We start from the raw sequence: 17890 nt of genomic DNA, 5'->3' as shown, positions 1-17890 counted from the left end.
GCGCTGCTGGGTCTGGTGGTCACCAAGACCGAGACCGATGGCATCAAGGCGACTCATCAGTACAACTCGGCGGTGCAGTGGCTGATGCATACGACGGGGATGGCCGAGCCCGCGGCACGTCAGATCGTGGTCCGTGCCCGCGGCACCAACTCCTTGTACGCCATCGACGGGACAGAGATCCCCGGTGTCGCACCGCTGACCGGTCTCGCCGCACTAACCGGTGACCTCACCCCCGCACACGTCGACGTCATCGTGAAAACGATGACGGCCATGCCCGCGACGGTGTCGGACGAAGACCGGGTGGCCGCGGAGAAGATCCTCGTCAACCTCGCCGTTAACGCGTCACCGGTCGAGGTGAAGAAAGCCGGTGACCGGCTGTTGGACACGTTGGATCCGGATGGGCCGGAGCCGAAGGATCCGCCGGAGAGACCGGAGCGGGAGTTGTCGTTCCAGGAGCACCGCGACGGCTCCGCGACACTCAAAGGCAAGTTGGACAACGTGGCCTACGCCCAGTTGCGGGCCGCGTTGGATCCGTTGGCGACGCCGCAGTCGACGAAAGAGGAAGGCCGCGACACCCGCAGCCAATGGGAACGCCACGCCGACGCCCTCGTCGACCTGGTCCGGCTCGCGATGACCGTCGACGAGATCCCCACCCACGGTGGTGACCGTGTCCATGTGGCAATCACCGTGGACTACAAAACACTCAAGTCCGGCATCGGAACGGCGATGCTCGACTACGGTGGCGTCATCACCGCCGCCGAAGCGCGGATGTTGGCGTGTGACTGCAAGGTGATCCCCGCTGTTCTCGGGACCGAGAGCGAGCAGATGGATTTGGGTCGGTCCAAGCGGATTATCACCACCGGGCAGCGGCGACGACTTGTCATGCGGGACCGCGGATGCGCGTTTCCCGGTTGTAAAAGCCACGCCAAACACTGCGACGGTCACCATATCGTGTATTGGATCCTCGGCGGGCCAACAAATCTGGACAACTTGACCCTCCTTTGTGAACGCCACCATAGGTTGGTGCATTGCGGTGGCTGGGAAGTACGGATGGGCGGCGACGGGAGACCGGACTTCATCCCGCCCGCCAATCTTGATCCGCTTCGAAGACCCAAGCGTAACACCATGCACCTGTAACAGAATACCGACCCCGTACCAGGGCTCGTGAGTGTCGCGACCGGATCACCCGGCCGCGACACTGACGAGCCCTGACTGCATTCCCCGGCACAACAACAACTCGCCGTCGAGTTGCGAACGCCCGCAGCGGTACTGAATCGGGGACCCCTGGTACGAATCATTCGTACCAGGGGTCCCCGAGACGAATGGAACCGGACGCAGCGAGCCGCAGCGGCCTCAAGTGGTCACGTCGGCACCGGAGGTACCACCGCGTTACGGATGTGGCGCTCCGATCCGTAACGCGTGCACCTCGGCCCCGGTCCTTGCTTCAGTAGACGGGCGTTCAGACACTGCGGCCGCGTGAGCTCTGACTGCGTCCCCGACATGATCGCAAGTCGCCGTCGAGTTGCGAATGCCGGCAGCGCTACGACGTGGCGCTCGGATCAGTACCGCTCGCCGCTCACCGGCTCTGTCCTTGCTTCGGCAGTGGTCTGACCGCGAACGTTCACCGGGTTTTGGCAGGCGATACAGCGTTTGCGGAAATCCGTTTCGAGTGTTGGTGCGGTGCCACTACTGTGGCGCGGTGATGACTGAGATGATCGTTCTCAACGGTGGTTCCAGTTCGGGAAAGTCCGGGATCGCCCGGTGCCTGCAGGCAGTCCTGCCGGATCCGGTACCGTCACATTCACCCGTTCTTGCCACTCGGCACAAGAAATGCACGAATGCGGAGGTGTGAGCGCGGTGTGGGTTTCGTAATTCCGGGTGATATTTTGCTGTCGGTTAATCTTTTGCCAGCGTGCTCTTATTTTTGCCGCGGTGTCAGAGTTGCGCGCCATTATCAGCAGCATGTTGTGAGGACGCTGAGAGGGCCGGTTTTCCGTTGCTGCCAACAGGGTCCTGTGTCGAACGTTAAGTCTTTCCCAATTCTCCCGCCGTGGTGCGGGGGGCGGCTTACCATTACGTCATGAAGATCGCGCTGTGGAGCGCACTGTCCGGGTTGTGCGCGCTGGGTGGTCACGCCGTGTTGGCCGTGATCGCGTTCCTGCTTGTCGTCGCCTGCATTCCGGTGCGACCGGACCGTGCACCCGCGGGTGAACAGCGGGAACACCACCGCCAGTTGGTTTGACGAGGGCCTGTCACTCCTGCCGTGCGGCGGGGTGGTGGGGTTCGGCGTGCTCGGAGGCCGGGTCGCCGGGGATGTCGCGGTCGAGGTGGTCGGCGTGGAACAACGCTTGTGACAGCAGCCCTCGGACGTGGTTGTTGGCGGCGGAGTAGTAGATGTAGGTCCCTTCGCGTCGGCCTTTGACCAGACCGGCCAGGCGCAGCTTCGCGAGGTGCTGACTGACCGCGGCCGGCGCGGCACCGGCGAGCTCGGCGAGGCAGGCGACCGAGGATTCACCTTGAAGCAGCGCCCAGAGGACTTTGATCCGGGTGGGGTCGGCGAGCAACCGGAAGGACTCGGCCGCGAGGTGGACCTGTTCGTCTCCGGGCATGTCGAAGTCCGGTAGTGACGTATGCATCCGCCCAGCGTACTCTGCTGTATGCGTATCTGCATGGATACGCATACATGCGTGGATCAGACCTGAGGTGACTCCGTTGACCGAGCCGCACGACCATGCCGAGCCGCACGACCATGCAGAGCCTCGCGGCCATGGGCACGCGCATGGCCATGCTTCGCTGTGGACGCAGCTGCGGCACGTGGTCACCCCGCACAGCCACGACAGCGCGGACAGGCTCGATACCGCGCTGGAGACCAGCAAGCGCGGTACCCGCACGTTGATCTGGTCGTTCGCCGCGCTGTTCGTGACCGCTGTGCTGCAGTTGGTGTTCGTGGGGTTGACCGGGTCGGTGGCGTTGCTGGGCGACACGATCCACAACTTCGCCGACGCGATGACAGCGCTGCCCATCGGCATCGCGTTCGTGCTGGGACGCCGGGTCGCGACCCGCCGCTACACCTATGGCTTGGGCCGCGCCGAGGACCTCGCCGGAGTGGTCGTCGTCCTGGTCATCGCCGCATCTGCCGCGTTCGCGGGCTACGAATCCGTGCTGCGCCTGCTTCATCCGCAGCCGGTCACCCATCTTTGGGTGCTCGCGGCGGCCGGGGTGATCGGGTTCGCGGGCAACGAGCTCGTCGCCCGCTATCGGATCACTGTCGGTCGTGAGATCGGCTCCGCGGCACTGGTCGCCGACGGACTGCACGCCCGCACGGACGGTTTCACCTCCCTCGCGGTCGTGCTCGGCGCCGCGGGGGTCGCGTTCGGGTTTCCGCTGGCCGACCCGATCATCGGGCTGGCGATCACGGTGGCGATCCTGTTCGTGCTGCGCGACGCCGCCAAGGAGGTGTTCCGCCGGCTGATGGATGCCGTCGACCCCGCAAGTGTCGACCTGGTCGAGCGCACCGCGGCGTCGGTGGCCGGCATCCACGGAGTTCGGGACGTGCGGATGCGGTGGATCGGGCACAGTCTGCGTGCGGAACTCGCTGTCTGCGTCGACCCCGGGTTGACCGTCCGCCACGCTCATCACCTCGCCCACCAGGTCGAGCACGAACTGGTGCACACGCTGCCGCGCCTCACCGCCGTCATCGTGCACACCGAACCGGCGGCCGGCGCGGAGACCTCCCACGAGCTGCTTTCCCGCCACCGCGGGACCGTGGGGTAAAGCGACAGTTTACCGTCCGCAAACCAGGTAATACCTTTATCGAATTTCTCACACACCGTGTTCGTTACGTAAGCAGTAGGCTGCGATTACCGAGCGAGGAGTTCACAGGTGACCGGTGGTGCATTGTTTCTTGCGGTTTTCCTGGCGTGCGTGGTCGAAGCCGTCGAGGCTGTGACGATCGTGCTGGCCGCGGGTACCGCGCGGGATTGGCGGTCGGCGTTGACCGGCGTCGCCGCCGGCCTGCTCGCCTTGGCGGTGGTGGTCGCGGCGCTCGGTCCGGCGGTGTCCGCGATCCCGCTGGGCTCGCTTCGGTTGGTGGTCGGCGGGTTGCTGCTGGTTTTCGGCCTGCAGTGGCTGCGCAAGGCGATCCTGCGCGCGAGCGGCCACAAGGCGTTGCATGACGAAGAAGCCATCTTCCAGACCCAAATCGCCGCGGCCGGGACGGCGGCTGTTCAGCGGCGCGGTGTTGTCCGGGACTGGTACGCCTTCACGTTGTCCTTCAAGGGTGTCCTCCTCGAAGGACTCGAAGTGGTCTTCATCGTGGTGACGTTCGGCGGAAACCAGCACAACGTGCCGCTGGCGGCGATCGCGGCCGGTGCCGCGACGCTGCTGGTGACCGGTGCCGCCGTGGTGGTGCGCGCGCCCCTGTCGCGGGTGCCGGAGAACACGATGAAGTTCGCCGTCGGGGTGATGTTGACGTCGTTCGGTCTCTTTTGGGGCGGTGAAGGGGCCGGCGCTGATTGGCCTTGGCAGGACGCGTCGCTGCTGGTGATCGTGCCGGTTGTCGCGTTGTTCGCGCTCGGATCGGCCGCGGTTCTGCGACGCGCTCCGGAACATTCACCGCAGGCCGTCAGTGAGGGAGAACAACTGTGATCAGCAGGATTCGCGCTGTCGGGCTGTTCTGGTACGACTTCGTCGTCGGCGACGACTGGCGAGTCGCCGCCGCGGTGGTGGCTGGTCTGGCCGTGACGTACGGAATAGCCCAGGCCGGCGTGCCGTCGTGGTGGGTGCTTCCCGTCCTGGTGGCGTTCGTTCTGCCGTGGAGCCTTTGGCGAGCAGTTCGGCGGCGCTGAACGACCGACGAGGTCGGCTTGCTGTCCCGAACGCGTAGCTTCCCCCCGCAGCAAGCCGGTGCACTGTGGACCGCGAGGTGCGGTCCACAGTGCACCGTAGCCCTTGCTCAGGAAGCCGGCACCGCGTTGACGAACTGGTCGGTGTAGGTCTTGGCCAGATCGATGGTCTTGCCCTGCACGTCCTTGTTGAACGCTGACAGCACCTTCAGATCGGTCGGTGGGCCGTTGGGCGGCATGATGCCGGTCGGGTTGTAGATGCCCTTCTCGCTGTCGAGTGCCTTGATGTAGGCGTCCTTACCCGCTCCCGCGTAGTAGTCGGCCGGCATCTGGTCGGTGATCTCGGCCGCGGTGTGGGTTTGGATCCACTTCAGCGTTTTGACGTAGGCGTTGACCAGCTTCTGCACGGTCTGCGGGTTGTCCGCGACGTACTTGGAGGACATGTAGAGCGAGGTCGCCGGGTACTCCCCGCCGAGTGCTTGCGCGGTTCCCGCTGCCGTGCGCATGTCGAGCAGGATGTAAGCCTGTTTGTTGGCCAGCAACTGGGAGACGGTCGGTTCGGTGGTCATCGCGCAGTCGATGTTGTTGTGGGTCATCGCGCCGATCAGGGTCGCCCCCGACTGCACGCCCACCCGGTGGACGGTCGTGGGGTCGACACCGTTCTTCTGGGCCAGGTATTGGGTCAGGAAGTCGGTGGAGGAGCCCAGGTCGGTGATGCCGAGGTTGCGGCCCTTCCAGTCTGCCGGGGACTTGATCTGGTCCTTGAGGTCGTTGCGGCACAGTTCGACTTCGCCGGGGGTGGTCAGCATCGACACGACCGACTCCGCAGCCTGGCCGAGGCCCTGCAGGTCGATGGTGTGGTCGTAGAAGCCGCCGACGCCGTCGACCTTGCCGGCGAGCATGTTGGTGGTCGCGTCGACTCCGGCCGGCTCGTCGGACAGGGTGATGTCCAGCCCCTGCTCGGCGTAGAAGCCGAGTCGCTGAGCGAGCATGAACGGCAGGTAGATCTGCTTGTTCAGACCGCCGACCATGATCGCGACCTTGGTGCCGCCGGCCGCGCCTGCCTGCTGCGACGACGTCGTATGACTGGCCGTCGAGGCGCACCCGCTGACCATCAGCGCGGTCGCGAGACCGGCAACGAGCAGCCACTTCCTTGTGGACACGGTGTTCTCCTTTGTTTCGGGTAGGGGAGTGGAGGTTTTCTCGCCGGTCACAGGTCCGGTCCGCTCAGCTGGGCAGGACGCCAGCGCAGCAGCCGGTTCTCCAGCCGCGTGATCAGCCATTCGGCGAGTAGCGCGACGATGCCCATGATCATCATGGCGGCCCAGACTCCGTTGGCATCGAACGTGCCTTGGGCGTTCTTGATCAGCACGCCGAGGCCTTGCGAGCCGCCGAGGAACTCGCCGACGATCGCGCCGATCAGGGCGAAGCCGAAGCTGACGTGCAAGCTGGCGATGATCCAGGTGAACGCGGACGGCAGGACGACCTGCCTGGTGACCTGCCAGCGTGAGGCGCCGAGGATCGTGGCGTTCGCGATCAGGTTGCGGTCCACTTCACGTACGCCCTGGAAGGCGTTGAAGAAGACCCCGAAGAACACCAGCACGATGACCAACAGCACCTTCGATTCGATGCCGAGCCCGAACGCCAGCACGAAGACGGAACCGAGCACGATGCGCGGGATCGAGTTGAGCACCTTGATGTAGGGGCCGAACACTTCGGCGAGGAACCGGACCCTGCCCAACGCGATCCCGCAGACGATGCCGAGCGTCGTGCCGATCACGAACCCGATGAGCGCTTCTTCGAGGGTGACCCAGATCTGATCGCCGAGGGAGCCGATCGCCGTGCCCTCGGTGACCCAGGTCCGCAGGCGCGAGACGATGCCCGAGGGCACGCCGTAGAGGATGATCTTGCGGGAATCGTTGCCCACCAGCAGCTGCCAGCTGCCGACGATGACGACGAGGACACCGAGCTGGGTGAGGTGCACGAGTGCCGAACGACGTCGGCGCCGGGCACGGTGGGCGCGTTCGTTGTCGACCCCTTGCAACTCCTGTCCGTCAGCGTCCGCGGTGGTGGCTGCCATCGTCATGAGGCCTCCTTGGCCGCGGTGGTGGTCTGGGCGTAGGCAATGTCCACCTCGGACCGCAGCGCCTCCCAGATCTGCTGGTACAGGTCGACGAACCGGGCGTCGAACCGGATTTCCTGCACTACCCGGGGCCGGGGCAGGTCGATGTCGAACGTCGCTTTCACCGTTCCGCCCGGACCCGCGGTGAGCACGACGACCTTGTCCGCCAACGCGATGGCCTCTTCGAGGTCATGGGTCACGAACACGACGGCCGGTCGGGTCAGATCCCACAGGGTCAGCAGTTCGTTGGACATGATCGCCCGCGTCTGGACGTCGAGAGCGCTGAACGGTTCGTCCATGAGCAGGATGCGGGGCTCGGTGATCAGGCTCTGCGCCAGCGCCACGCGCTTGCGCATGCCACCGGACAGCTGGTGCGGGAACCGGTCTTCGAAGCCGGCCAGCCCGACTCGGCGGATCCAGTCCCGTGCGCTGGTATTGGCCTGTGCCTTGGGGGTTCCGCGAAACCGCGGCCCGGCGGCGACGTTGTCCAGCACCGACTTCCACGGCAGCACCGCATCGGTCTGGAAGACGAACCCGACGCCGGGTGTCGTGCCCGAGACGGCGCGTCCGTGCACGGTGACCGATCCCTGCGACGGCTGCTCCAACCCGGAGACCAGGGTGAGGGTGGTCGACTTGCCACAGCCGGTGGGGCCGACGACGGCGCAGAATTCGCCGGGTGCCACCTGCAGGTTCAGGTCGCGTAACGCCGTGTAGGTCGATCCGTTCGGCGTGGTGAAGCGTTTGGTTACTCCGCGGATGTCGATCGCGGACATGCCGGAGATCGACGAATCCTGAGGTTGCATGACGAGGGGGCCTTCCTTGAAAACAGGGAGCGAGTTCGCGTCGCAGGTCGGCGGCGGGGTGTCGGGTCTGCCGGAAGACGATAGGAATCGCTGGTGCGGTGCGGAAGTGTTGTGTTCGTTGCGCGGTAAGCTCGACGAAAGTCGTCGTTCTGCTCGATCGCCGCGGTACCTGTTCGTTTCGCCGGGTTTTGTGCGTTGTGCTCATCGCCACTTGGCCACGCCGGGGTCGGCGTGTTCTCATGCGTGAGCCAATGTCGGCGAAGGAGGTGTGCGTATGTGGCGTTCGCGCACCCTCGCGTCCCGCATTCTCGTAGGAGTGCTGGCGATCCTGCTGCTGACGATGTCGCTGGGCGGCATCCTCTATGTGACTTTGACCGGGAACACCCTGGACCAGCAGTCCGGGACCGACGCGGTGAACATCGCCGGCACCGTCGCACAGATCCCCGAGGTCCGTGACGCGGTCGAGCGCGGTGACCCCGGGCACATAATCGAGCCTTTGGCTCAGCAGGTCCAGGCCAGCACCCATGCCGCGTACGTGGTGGTGACCGATCGAACGGGACTGCGGTTTTCCCATCCGAACGCGGCTTTGATCGGTCGGCGGCTGGAGGAACCGGTCGCCGTCCTCGATGGACAGAAGCACATCGGGATCGACCCCGGCAGTCTCGGGCGTTCGGCGAACGGCAAAGCACCGATCGTGGACGCGTCCGGCGCGGTCGTCGGGCAAGTGTCGGTCGGGATCCTCGAGTGGCAGGTGGCCGGCCAGCTGCACCGCCAGGCGTTGACCATCGCCTTGTACACCGCGCTCGCGCTCGCCATCGGCATCGTCGCGTCGTTGGTGCTCGCCAGGGCCATCAAGCGGGTCACCTTCGGTCTGGAGCTTTCGGAGATAACCTCGTTGTTGCAGGAACGCGAAGCGATGCTGCACGGAATCCGTGAAGGCGTCCTCGGTGTCGACCCGGATGGCCGGGTGAACGTCATCAACGACGAAGCGCGCCGGCTGCTGCGCATCCGGTCGGCGGCCACCGGAGAGCACCTGGACGCGCTGATCCCCGCAGGACGACTTCACGACCTCCTGTCCGGCACGATCGACGGCGACGACGAGGTCGTGCTGACCGACGAGTCGTTGCTGCTGGTGAACCGGATGCCCGTCGCCCTCGCCGGCCGCGACCTCGGGTACGTGGTCACCCTGCGGGACCGCACCGAGCTCGAAGCGCTCGTGCGCGAACTGCACGCGGTAACGGGACTCACCACCGCCCTGCGGGCACAGGAACACGAGTTTGCCAACCGCTTGCATGTCGTGTCCGGCTTGCTCGACCTTGCCGGTCCCGAGGAAGCCGCAAGTTACCTGTCCGAACTGACCCATGCCTCGCTGGCTCCCGCGGAGGATCTCCGCGCCCGCATCGGGCCGCCGGTGCTGGCGGCTCTCCTGGTGGCCAAGATGGCGATCGCCTCGGAACAGGACGTCCAGCTCGTCGTCACCCCCGAGTCCCATTTGGACCAGCCCGCGGTCGACGTGCACGCCTTGCTGACCATCGTCGGCAATCTCGTCGACAACGCCTTGGACGCGCTGGGCGGGCAACCGCAGCCCAGGCGCGTCACCGTGCACCTGTCCGACGCCGACGCGGGCCTGCGTGTCCTGGTCACGGACACCGGGCCGGGGGTACCGGCCGAGGCGGTGGAGGAAGTCTTCGTCGACGGGTACTCGACCAAGGCCCCGCGCGGACAGCTGCGCCGTGGGCTCGGACTCGCCCTGGTGCACCGCATTGTGCTCCGGGCGGGCGGTTCGATCGAGGTGTCACCGGGTCCCGGCGCCCGGTTCGATGTACGGTTGCCGGTCGCCGGGGCGGGGCGGTCTCAGTCCGACTACCGCGTCGCCGGAGGATTGCGATGATTCGCACACTCGTCATCGACGACGACTTCCGGGTCGCCGGCATCCACGCGGCGAGCGTCGACCGCGTTGCCGGTTTCGTGTGTGTCGGACAGGCGCACACGGCGGCCGAAGCACGTCGGGCCATCGCCGAATCCGCTCCCGATCTGCTGCTGCTGGATCTGCACCTGCCCGACGAAGACGGGCTGTCCTTACTGCGCTCACTGGACACCGCGGCCGGCCGGGTGTCCGACTGCATCGTCATCAGCGCCGCCCGCGACCTCGACGCCGTGCGCGCGGCGATGCAGCTCGGCGCGATCTACTACCTCGTCAAGCCCTTCGGTTTCGCACAGCTCAAGGACCAGCTGGAGGCGTATCGGCGCTGGCGCACCGAACTCGACCACGGCGCGGGCACCGATACCGACCAGCAGGTCGACCAGGACGTCGTGGACAACCTCTACAACCTGCTGCGCGGGCCGGCCGGGCAGAACGCCACCGCGTCGGCGTTGCCACCGACGATGGCGACCATCCTCAACGCCGTGCGAGCCGGCGGTAAACCGTTGGCGGCCACCGAGATCGCCGAAGCGCTCGGCCTCAGCCGGCCCACCGCCCAGCGCTATCTGACCCAGCTCGAACGACAAGGTCTCATCGAGCTTCAGCTGGAATACGGGTCGGCGGGGCGGCCGGTCAACCGTTACCGGGTCACGCGGCCAGGGCGAACCGCGGCCGAGTGACCCGGGGCATCTTCGGCTGTGTTGGATGGGCGCATGACCAGTTTCGCGATCGTGGGTTCCGGGTGGCGCGCCGAATACTTCTGGCGTCTCGCCGCCGCACTGGATGGCCTCACCTGTGTCGGTGTCGTGTCACGCAAGCCGAAGGACCTGCCGGTGCCGGTCTACCTGTCGTTGGACGAGTGCCTCGCCGGTGCGAAGCCGGACTTCGTGGTCACCGCGGTGCCGTGGGACGTGACGTCGTCGCTGGTGGTGGAGCTGGTGGAACGCGGTGTCCGGGTGCTCACCGAGACCCCGCCCGCGCCGGACGTCGACGGGCTCCGCGAGCTGTGGCACCGGGTCGGAAGCAGCCGGCTGGTTCAGGTCGCGGAGCAGTACAGCCGGATGCCCGCCCACGCCGCGCGGGTCGCGTTGGTCCGGTCCGGCGTCATCGGCGAACCCACGAGGGTGGACGTGTCCTCGACCCACCAGTATCACGCCGTTTCGCTGATCCGGACCCTGCTCGGGACGGGACGCGGACCGGCCGAGGTACGCGCTGTCCGCACGACCGCGCCGCTGGCGGACCCGCTTTCGCGCGGTGGCTGGGCGGACCCGGTCGAGGTCAAACCAGCCACCACGACGATCGCCACCATCGCGTTCGCCGACGGCGGGTTCGGCCTCTACGACTTCACCGACAACCAGTGGCACAACCAGTTGCTGATGCGCCGGCTACTTGTCCGCGGCACGCTGGGTGAGCTGCGAGACCAGGAGGTCGTACGGCTCGCGGGCGACCGCACGATCGTCCGGTCGCCGATCGTGCGCCGCCAGACCGGCTACGACCTGGACCTCGACGGGTTCGACACCGACCAGCTCACGTTCGGTTCCGACGTCCTCTACCGCAACCCCTACCAGGGGCAGCGGTGGAACGACGAGGAGATCGCCATCGCCAGCCTGCTCGAGGACACCGCCGCGTGGGCACGTGACAGCGGCCCCGAGCCGTACCCGCTTTCCGACGGCATCCAGGACCACCGCATCGCGCTGGCTATCGAGGAAGCCGCAGACCTCGGCATCGCCGCCCGGGTGGCGGACGAACCCTGGTTCTGAGGCGCCCTCTCAGGGTTTGCGGCCGATTCCGCCGGCGATCAGCCGCTGCCCGACGGTGACCGGCCTGAGCTGCGGGCCGTCCGGCCACCAGTTCCGCAGGTCGACGATGCCGGGGTCGACCATTTCCAAGCCGTGGAAGAGTTCCAAGATCTCGCCGCGGGTGCGGGAGGTGGCGCCGCCGAGTGAGCCCTTGGCGACGGCCTCTTCGAGCTCCCGCATGATCTCGCTGTCTTCGCTCTCCGGGTCGATGAGGTGCGAGATGGCGACGAACGACCCCGAGGGCAGCGCGTCGATGTACTCGGCCATGATCTCGGCCGGGCGGCCGCGCTCGCCCTTGTGGTGGTGCAGGGTCGCGATGAAGAACAGCGCGATCGGCTGGGTGAAGTCCAGGTGGGTGCGCACGATGTCGTTGTCAAGGATGCTGCGCGGCCTGAAGATGTCGCCGTCGATCAGGTGTGTCCGGTCGTTTTCCTCGAGCAGCGCCTTGCCGTGCGCGATGACCACCGGGTCGTTGTCGACGTAGACGACCCGCGACTCCGCGTTGAACCGCTGCGCGATCTGGTGGGTGTTCTCGGCGGTGGGCAGGCCGGAACCGCAGTCGAGGTACTGCACGACGTTGGTCTGGGTGGCGATGAACCGGCACACCCTGGTGAGGAAGTTGCGGTTGTCCCTCGCGAGGTCCACGACGTCGGGGAGAGCCGCGGCGATCTCACGCGCGGTCTTCCGGTCGATCTCGTAGTTGTCCTTGCCGCCCAGGAGATAGTCGTAGGTGCGGGCGACGCTGGCCCTGTTCGGATCGACGCCGACCGGGATGTTCAAATCGGTTCCTGCGGCGTTCGACGGCATGGGCTGCTCCACTTCGCATGTGTCCAGAACCACACTGAGAGTAGTCGCGTCTTGTCGTGCGCGAAAGCGGGGGCTAGGCCGCGCGGCTGACCTGGGCGTTCGCCGTGGCGCGTGCCATCAAGCGAAGTAGGCGTCGAACGCGGCCACGTCTGCGAAGTTGCCGTCAGCGCTGGAGACCTTGCCGTCGCGGATGGTCAGCACGTTGACTACGTCCTGGTCGAGCTTCTTGCCGTGGTAGCTGCCGGTGTCGTGCACTTCGACCGCGACTGTGTCCGCGCCGAAAGTGAGCGCCCGCACGGAGATGGTCAACTGGTAGCGGTCGAAGGTGCCGAGGAGGCCGAGGAGGTCTCCTCGCCCGGTCGTCCGCCCGGAAATCCTGCTGTGGCCGGGAATCGTCCAGACGAAGTCGGAGGTGGTGCTCGCGATGAAGCCCGCGTGGTCGTCGTGCACCACCGCGGTGGCGAACTTGCCGACGATCGCCCGCCGCTGCTGGTCGGTCAACACGGGGTGGCCGGGGGTGGTGTGGCTGGGTGCCGCGGCCGAAGCCGCGCTCGTCGTCACCGGAACCACTACCGCGCCGACGAGCGCGGTCGTGATGAGGGCGGCTTTCACTGTCCGGTTCATCAGAGATCGTCCTTCAGTTCGTCGGGTACGGGCAGTTCGAGGTGTTCGAGGAGGTGGGCGACCTTGACGTCGAGTTCGCGTCCGACCGCGGCGATTTCGGCGTTGCCGAAACTGCCGAACCGGGTGCTGGGCTGGTCGAGGCTGAACCACACGTGGCCGTCGCGGTCTTCGTGGATCGCGGTACGCAGTGGGGCGTAGAGCATGATCGCGGGGTCGTGCCGGTACATGCGTTCGGCGATGGTGTGATTGCCCATCAGGTACTCCACGCAGGGCAGCCGGCTACCGGTCAACTGCATGAGACTGCCGACATCGGTGCCCCAGTAGCGGATGAACTCGTGCGGCGCGTTTTCCGCGGTCGCCTGGAGGACGGTGTCCCAGTCGGCGCCGGTGCGTTTGAGCTCTTCGAACCGCCGCACGTCGAATTCGGGCACCGCGTTTTCGTAGCGTTCGCGGAACTCGTCGAACTTCGTTGCCACGGGAATCGCGAGCCGCCGCACCTCGTGCGGAAAGACCTGGACGGACATAGTGTTCTCCTTTCGTCAGCCGGCAAACCTTCAGATCGTCAGCAGCACTCGGCCGAACGGGCTGCCCTCGATCAGATGACGCTGGGCATCGGCGGCGTCCTCCAGTGCGTGGACACTGTCGACGATCGGGGTGATTTCGTTGCGGGCGACGAGTTCCAGCAGTTTGGTGTTGACAGTGTTGACCTGGTCGGTGCTGAACAGCGCGAAGCGAAAGCCGTGCACATGGGCGTTCTTCCAGATCAGGTCGGTGACGTTGATCGTGGTGTCCATTCCGGCGGCGTACCCGATGCTGACCAGCGTTCCGTTGACCGCCAGCGCGCCGAGCGCCGCTCCGGTGAGCGGCCCGGCCACTCCGTCCAGGACGACGTCGACCCCTTTGCCGCCGGTGAGCCGGGCGACACCGTCGCGGAGGGACTCACGCGACAGGTCGATGACTTCGAATCCGGCGGCTCGCCCCAGTTCGGCCTTGGCCGCGTTGGTGGCCGTGGTGATGGCCAGCGAAGCACCGAGCACCTTGGCGATCTCGACGCCGCCTTGGCCGACCGCGCCGCCGACCCCGGGAGCCAACACGGTCTGTCCGGGCCGGAATCCCGCGAGTTCGGTGAGTGACAAGTACGCGGTCAGATATCCGGCACCGGTCGTCAGCGCCGCCGCGGACGTGTCGTTGACCTCGTCCGGAACGGGGAGCAGGTGTTGCGGGTCGACGGCGACGTAGTCGGCCCACGTGCCGTCCTTGCCCACGCCGTACCGGCCGCCGCTCAGCACGACGCGGGTTCCGGCAGGCAGCGCCGAGTTGCCTGGCTCCTCCAGGACACCGACGCCGGAACCGCCCGCGCGGACGGGGAACGGTTTGACCGCGCCGGCCGGCAGCTTGCCCGATCGGGTGGTGTCGTCCAGCGGGTTGATGCCGGCCATCGCCAGCCGGACCAATGCCTGTCCCTCGGCGGGCACCGGCTCGGGCACGGTGACCACTTCGAGGGCGTCGTAACTGCCGAACCGGCCGAACTGGATCGCTCGCATGTCGTGCACTCCCGGCTTGTAGGGCTCGATCAATCTGTAATGACCGTAGCAGTTTTGACTATTACTTCAAGTGGTGTCCGACACAGGGCTATATGGACTAAGTTCCTTGGATGTTCGTGTTCATATGTAATATGTATCGATAGTTCGGTTATGTCTTTGGAGGTGCGATCGGTGGTGGCGACGGCTACGCAGCGGTATGACGTCGAGGCTGCTCCCGGCGGTGTCGCCCTTGTGCAGGAGCTGCTCAACACGACGTCCGCGGGCAAGCCGCGGAAACCCGACCTGCTCGCCGATCTCGACTCCGCGCGGGGTTGGCTGGACCGGACCCTGGACGACTGGTCGGCGGCGACCGGCCGGCCGGCGCCGCCGATCGAGCTCGACGACGTGGGCCGGGAACAGCTACTGGACGTTCGGGAGCAGTTGCACGCGTTGGCCGGTCACCCCGTCGGCGGGGAGCGGGCTCCGTCGTTCGACAGCGCAGGCGCGCGCCTGGTGATCGGCTCCGACGGCCTGGTCCGGGTCGAACCCGGCGGCACGGGCTGGCGACGGGTGGTGTCGCTGATCCTGATCGAGGTGCTCGACGCCCAGCAGACCGATCAGTGGCGCCGGCTCAAAACCTGCCACAACCCACGTTGCGGGGTCACGTTCTACGACCGTTCCCGGAACAACAGCGGTGTGTGGCACGACTTCCGCGTCTGCGGGAACGCTGCCAACGTGCGCGCGCACCGCGCGCGCGGCCGCACGTCTTGAGCCTGCTCGTCTTGAGAGAAAGGCCGACACCGTCGGCGGGTGACAGTATGGTCGAGGCATGACGGTAGACCGGACGCAGTGTTGTTTCGTCGGGGGGGGGCCGCGGGGGTGGTGCTGGGGTTGTTGCTGGCGCGGGCCGGTGTCCGGGTGACGGTGCTGGAGAAGCACAACGACTTCTTCCGCGACTTCCGCGGGGACACCGTGCATCCGGCCACCTTGCGGCTGCTCGACGAACTCGGGCTCGGCGCACGGTTCGCGCGGCTGCCGGCCGGCCGGATGGAGCAGATGCAGATACGGAGGGCACCCTCGACGGTGTGCCGCTGCCGTTGCGAGTCCTCCAGCGTTTCCCGGTCCTGCACCGGGTGACCGGCGTCCTCGGCAATCTCGCGCTGCTGCCGGAACACGCACCCGCGTTTGCCTGGCGCTGAGTCTTCAGCGGTCGACGGGCCGGCCGGTGTCCACCGGGGTCAGGGCGGGCCGTTTCGCCGTGCGGTTGTCACCCGAGGAGCGCCCGAGCAGCCGACGGCCGATCCAGGGGCTGACTATGGTGGTCAGCCAGCGCAGCTCGGTTCTGGCTGCCTGCCGCCGGGTACGCACCGAGGGCGGCGGAAGCGGCCGGTTCCAGGAGTCGTCGCTGCCGGGTAGGCCGAAGGCGTCCGCCATGGCCGCGGCGATGAGGGTGTGGCCGGTCGAGTTGGCGTGCAGGCGGTCCGCGCTCCAGATCCGCGCGTCGGTGGTGGCCGGGTACGGGAAGGCGTCCACCAGGGCGACCCCGTGCCGCGCGGCCAATGTCCGGATGCGGGCGTTCAGGGCGAGCACTCTGGGCATCAGGGGCCGCGCGATGGGCATGATCCGGCCGATGTCGGGGAAGGTCAGCGTGCCGACCCGCGCTCCGGCGCCGACCAGCGCGCCGAACATCGCGTCCAGGTGGGCGCTGACCTCGTCGAGGTCGAACGAGGGCCGCAGCACGTCGTTCATGCCGGCGACCACGGTGGCGATGTCGGGCCGCAACGCCAGCGCGGGCGCGAGCTGGGCGGCGTGAATCTGCCCGGCGAGGTGACCCCGCACGGCGAGGTTGGCATAGCGCAGGTCCGGATTGGACACGGCGAGCCGCTCGGCCAGCCGGTCGGCCCAGCCGCGGTAGCCCTGGGTGTCGTCGCCGTCGTTGAGACCTTCGGTCTGGCTGTCGCCCAGTGCGACGAACCTGCTGAAGGTCTGCGGCGTGACGATGTCGTCCGGGTGCATCGGGAATCTCCTGTGGTCAGTGTGCCTGTCCGGGCACGTGGTCGTGGGGCGTGGTGTCCAGCCGTGAGCGCAGGAGCTTGGCGGTATTCCGGCACCAGTCCTGGTGCTCGTGCTCGAAGAGCACCCCTCGCAGGCAGGTCAGGTACGGCCCGATCCGGCGGCCTTCACGCAGGAAGGTGTCCTCGTCGACGTCTTGGCGGAGGAACAGGAGCAGCTGCTCGAAGATCCCGGCCTTCGCGGCGGCTTGGACGGCGCGTTCCTCGAGCTCGGCGATCACCGGTGCCGGGTCGATATGGTCCACGGCCTGCACCTTGACCAGTAGGTCGTCGCGGATGAACGACGGCTTGGACGCGACGGACGCGAACCGCTCCAACTCGGCTGTGCCGGCTTCGGTGACGGTGTAGACCCGTTTGTTCGGCCGGTCGTGCTGGATGACCAGCCGTCCGGCGATCAGGCCTGCCTCCTCCAGCTTGGTCAGCTCGGCGTAGAGCTGCTGCGGGACGGCGTGCCAGAAGTTGGCCACCGCGGTGTCGAAGACCTTCGCCAGCTGGTAGCCGCTGTGTTCGCCGTCGAGCAGCGCGGCCAGGACGGCATGCCGTAGCGCCATCGGTCGATTCCTCCTCGCTTGACAGGTCCGGCTTCTAGTCAATACTAGGACTAGTCAACATTATGAGTAGGAGGTACCGGTCATGTCTACCGCTGACGCGTTCCGTGATGCCGTGGAAGCCGGTGACCAGGCCGCGATCGTCGCCCTGTTCGCGCCGGATATCCGGTTCTACAGTCCGGTGAAGTTCACCCCGTTCGAAGGCATCGAGGTGGTGTCAGCCCTGTTCTCGGTGCTGCAACGCACCTTCACCGACTTCCGCTACGTTGGAGAGTTCAGCGGATGGGCGGAGGAAGGTCGCGGTGGCGAGGAGGCCGAGTCGTACATCCTCGTCTTCCGGACCGTCGTCGAGGGCAAGGATGTCCACGGCATCGACCTCCTGCAGCTCGACGCACAGGGCTTGATTTCCACCTTCACCGTCATGATTCGTCCGCTGTCGGCGGTCACCACCGTCAGCCAGGCCATCTATGCCGGTCTGGTCGCCGACGGCGTCCTCCCCGCGCCCGCATAGCGCACTGTCGCGCCCGCTGGGGTGAAGGGGCAACGGATTAGGCTCCGCCCAAGGTCGTCGAGTGCGTGATAGCGTTCGCCGGTGCTTGGTCGGCCAGGCTGTCCATCGAGGTCAGGGCCGCGGCAAGTGCTTCCGGCAAGGCTTCGGCGGGTTCTTCGGTACCGCCTTGTTTTCGAGGGCGGTTCTGTTGTGAGTAATCCGTTGGTTGCGCCGGTGAAGGATTCGACGAAGGCGTACTCCGGTATTTCGTTGGCTGAGTCGGCGGCGAGTCTGGCGCAGGGTATCGAGAGTGGTGACTGGGCGTCGATCGCGATGG

At 66.7% G+C, this 17890-nt stretch carries 21 protein-coding genes and 1 pseudogene; 12 read left to right on the top strand and 10 right to left on the bottom strand.

The features are described 5' to 3' along the window. The 3 genes from JWQ81_RS35075 to JWQ81_RS35065 all read left to right on the top strand — a co-directional run. The coding region (locus tag JWQ81_RS35075; protein WP_297548331.1) for an HNH endonuclease signature motif containing protein at nucleotides 1–1137 on the top strand (1137 nt) is incomplete at its 5' end. A 391-nt stretch (nucleotides 1138–1528) separates the two neighbouring features. Beyond that, nucleotides 1529–1852, top strand: coding sequence for a hypothetical protein (locus JWQ81_RS45160; RefSeq protein ID WP_366942366.1), 324 nt, complete (start codon nucleotides 1529–1531; stop codon nucleotides 1850–1852). A gap of 228 nt (nucleotides 1853–2080) precedes the next feature. After that, the gene (locus JWQ81_RS35065) at nucleotides 2081–2242 is read left to right on the top strand and encodes a hypothetical protein (RefSeq protein ID WP_297548329.1); all 162 of its coding nucleotides are present in this window, start codon (nucleotides 2081–2083) and stop codon (nucleotides 2240–2242) included. A gap of 10 nt (nucleotides 2243–2252) precedes the next feature. On the opposite strand, the gene JWQ81_RS35060 is transcribed toward JWQ81_RS35065, so the two are convergent. Further along, nucleotides 2253–2636, bottom strand: coding sequence for a metalloregulator ArsR/SmtB family transcription factor (locus tag JWQ81_RS35060; RefSeq protein ID WP_297548327.1), 384 nt, complete (start codon nucleotides 2634–2636; stop codon nucleotides 2253–2255). A 157-nt stretch (nucleotides 2637–2793) separates the two neighbouring features. Between JWQ81_RS35060 and JWQ81_RS35055 the strand changes: the two genes are divergently transcribed. The 3 genes from JWQ81_RS35055 to JWQ81_RS35045 all read left to right on the top strand — a co-directional run bounded on the left by JWQ81_RS35055 (nucleotide 2794) and on the right by JWQ81_RS35045 (nucleotide 4847). Continuing rightward, complete coding sequence (locus tag JWQ81_RS35055) at nucleotides 2794–3774, top strand: cation diffusion facilitator family transporter (protein WP_297548333.1); 981 nt, start codon at nucleotides 2794–2796, stop codon at nucleotides 3772–3774. 108 nt (nucleotides 3775–3882) lie between these two features. Continuing rightward, nucleotides 3883–4647 carry a COG4280 domain-containing protein gene (locus tag JWQ81_RS35050; protein ID WP_297548325.1) on the top strand — a complete coding sequence of 255 codons (765 nt, stop codon included), beginning with the start codon at nucleotides 3883–3885 and terminating at the stop codon, nucleotides 4645–4647. Beyond that, on the top strand, nucleotides 4644–4847 hold the full coding sequence (locus tag JWQ81_RS35045; RefSeq protein WP_297548323.1) for a hypothetical protein: 204 nt from the start codon (nucleotides 4644–4646) through the stop codon (nucleotides 4845–4847). The genes JWQ81_RS35050 and JWQ81_RS35045 overlap by 4 nt, the downstream gene beginning before the upstream one ends. A gap of 107 nt (nucleotides 4848–4954) precedes the next feature. Here JWQ81_RS35045 and JWQ81_RS35040 read toward each other — a convergent pair whose 3' ends face one another. From JWQ81_RS35040 to JWQ81_RS35030, 3 genes are read right to left on the bottom strand one after another with little or no spacing between them, the layout of a single operon-like run. Beyond that, entirely contained in the window at nucleotides 4955–6007 is a 1053-nt protein-coding gene (locus JWQ81_RS35040) for an ABC transporter substrate-binding protein (protein ID WP_297548321.1), read from the bottom strand. Nucleotides 6008–6054: 47 nt separating this feature from the next. Continuing rightward, nucleotides 6055–6930, bottom strand: coding sequence for an ABC transporter permease (locus tag JWQ81_RS35035; RefSeq protein WP_297548319.1), 876 nt, complete (start codon nucleotides 6928–6930; stop codon nucleotides 6055–6057). Continuing rightward, on the bottom strand, nucleotides 6927–7769 hold the full coding sequence (locus tag JWQ81_RS35030; protein ID WP_297548317.1) for an ABC transporter ATP-binding protein: 843 nt from the start codon (nucleotides 7767–7769) through the stop codon (nucleotides 6927–6929). Before JWQ81_RS35030 ends, JWQ81_RS35035 begins: the two co-directional genes overlap by 4 nt. Nucleotides 7770–8043: 274 nt before the next feature. On the opposite strand from JWQ81_RS35030, the gene JWQ81_RS35025 reads away from it, so the two are divergent. From JWQ81_RS35025 to JWQ81_RS35015, 3 genes are read left to right on the top strand one after another with little or no spacing between them, the layout of a single operon-like run. Further along, complete coding sequence (locus tag JWQ81_RS35025) at nucleotides 8044–9660, top strand: sensor histidine kinase (protein WP_297548315.1); 1617 nt, start codon at nucleotides 8044–8046, stop codon at nucleotides 9658–9660. Beyond that, nucleotides 9657–10370, top strand: a complete 714-nt coding sequence (locus JWQ81_RS35020) for a response regulator (protein WP_297548313.1) — start codon at nucleotides 9657–9659, stop codon at nucleotides 10368–10370. The genes JWQ81_RS35025 and JWQ81_RS35020 overlap by 4 nt, the downstream gene beginning before the upstream one ends. 33 nt (nucleotides 10371–10403) lie before the next feature. After that, on the top strand, nucleotides 10404–11450 hold the full coding sequence (locus tag JWQ81_RS35015; RefSeq protein ID WP_297548311.1) for a Gfo/Idh/MocA family oxidoreductase: 1047 nt from the start codon (nucleotides 10404–10406) through the stop codon (nucleotides 11448–11450). A 9-nt stretch (nucleotides 11451–11459) separates the two neighbouring features. On the opposite strand, the gene JWQ81_RS35010 is transcribed toward JWQ81_RS35015, so the two are convergent. The 4 genes from JWQ81_RS35010 to JWQ81_RS34995 all read right to left on the bottom strand — a co-directional run bounded on the left by JWQ81_RS35010 (nucleotide 11460) and on the right by JWQ81_RS34995 (nucleotide 14464). Beyond that, on the bottom strand, nucleotides 11460–12296 hold the full coding sequence (locus tag JWQ81_RS35010) for an SAM-dependent methyltransferase (RefSeq protein ID WP_297548309.1): 837 nt from the start codon (nucleotides 12294–12296) through the stop codon (nucleotides 11460–11462). Between the two features lie 117 nt (nucleotides 12297–12413). After that, nucleotides 12414–12920, bottom strand: a complete 507-nt coding sequence (locus JWQ81_RS35005) for a nuclear transport factor 2 family protein (protein ID WP_297548307.1) — start codon at nucleotides 12918–12920, stop codon at nucleotides 12414–12416. Further along, the gene (locus JWQ81_RS35000; RefSeq protein ID WP_297548305.1) at nucleotides 12920–13444 is read right to left on the bottom strand and encodes a DUF302 domain-containing protein; all 525 of its coding nucleotides are present in this window, start codon (nucleotides 13442–13444) and stop codon (nucleotides 12920–12922) included. Before JWQ81_RS35000 ends, JWQ81_RS35005 begins: the two co-directional genes overlap by 1 nt. A gap of 30 nt (nucleotides 13445–13474) precedes the next feature. Continuing rightward, nucleotides 13475–14464, bottom strand: coding sequence for a zinc-binding alcohol dehydrogenase family protein (locus JWQ81_RS34995; RefSeq protein ID WP_297548303.1), 990 nt, complete (start codon nucleotides 14462–14464; stop codon nucleotides 13475–13477). Between the two features lie 150 nt (nucleotides 14465–14614). Between JWQ81_RS34995 and JWQ81_RS34990 the strand changes: the two genes are divergently transcribed. Together JWQ81_RS34990 and JWQ81_RS34985 are read left to right on the top strand one after the other, a co-directional pair. Beyond that, the gene (locus JWQ81_RS34990; protein ID WP_297548301.1) at nucleotides 14615–15214 is read left to right on the top strand and encodes a CGNR zinc finger domain-containing protein; all 600 of its coding nucleotides are present in this window, start codon (nucleotides 14615–14617) and stop codon (nucleotides 15212–15214) included. A gap of 58 nt (nucleotides 15215–15272) precedes the next feature. Continuing rightward, nucleotides 15273–15502: pseudogene (locus JWQ81_RS34985) on the top strand (FAD-dependent monooxygenase); the annotation flags it as partial. 144 nt (nucleotides 15503–15646) lie between these two features. On the opposite strand, the gene JWQ81_RS34980 reads toward JWQ81_RS34985, so the two are convergent. Together JWQ81_RS34980 and JWQ81_RS34975 are read right to left on the bottom strand one after the other, a co-directional pair. Further along, on the bottom strand, nucleotides 15647–16459 hold the full coding sequence (locus JWQ81_RS34980; RefSeq protein WP_297548299.1) for an SGNH/GDSL hydrolase family protein: 813 nt from the start codon (nucleotides 16457–16459) through the stop codon (nucleotides 15647–15649). A gap of 16 nt (nucleotides 16460–16475) precedes the next feature. Beyond that, on the bottom strand, nucleotides 16476–17066 hold the full coding sequence (locus JWQ81_RS34975; RefSeq protein WP_297548297.1) for a PadR family transcriptional regulator: 591 nt from the start codon (nucleotides 17064–17066) through the stop codon (nucleotides 16476–16478). 82 nt (nucleotides 17067–17148) lie between these two features. Between JWQ81_RS34975 and JWQ81_RS34970 the strand changes: the two genes are divergently transcribed. Then, nucleotides 17149–17574 (top strand): nuclear transport factor 2 family protein, encoded by a 426-nt coding sequence (locus JWQ81_RS34970; RefSeq protein WP_297548295.1) that lies wholly within the window; start codon nucleotides 17149–17151, stop codon nucleotides 17572–17574. The last annotated feature ends 316 nt before the right edge of the window (nucleotides 17575–17890 follow it).

Source organism: Amycolatopsis sp. (assembly GCF_025464955.1).
Taxonomy (GTDB): domain Bacteria; phylum Actinomycetota; class Actinomycetes; order Mycobacteriales; family Pseudonocardiaceae; genus Amycolatopsis.
This window is presented reverse-complemented; position numbering and strand designations above follow the sequence as displayed.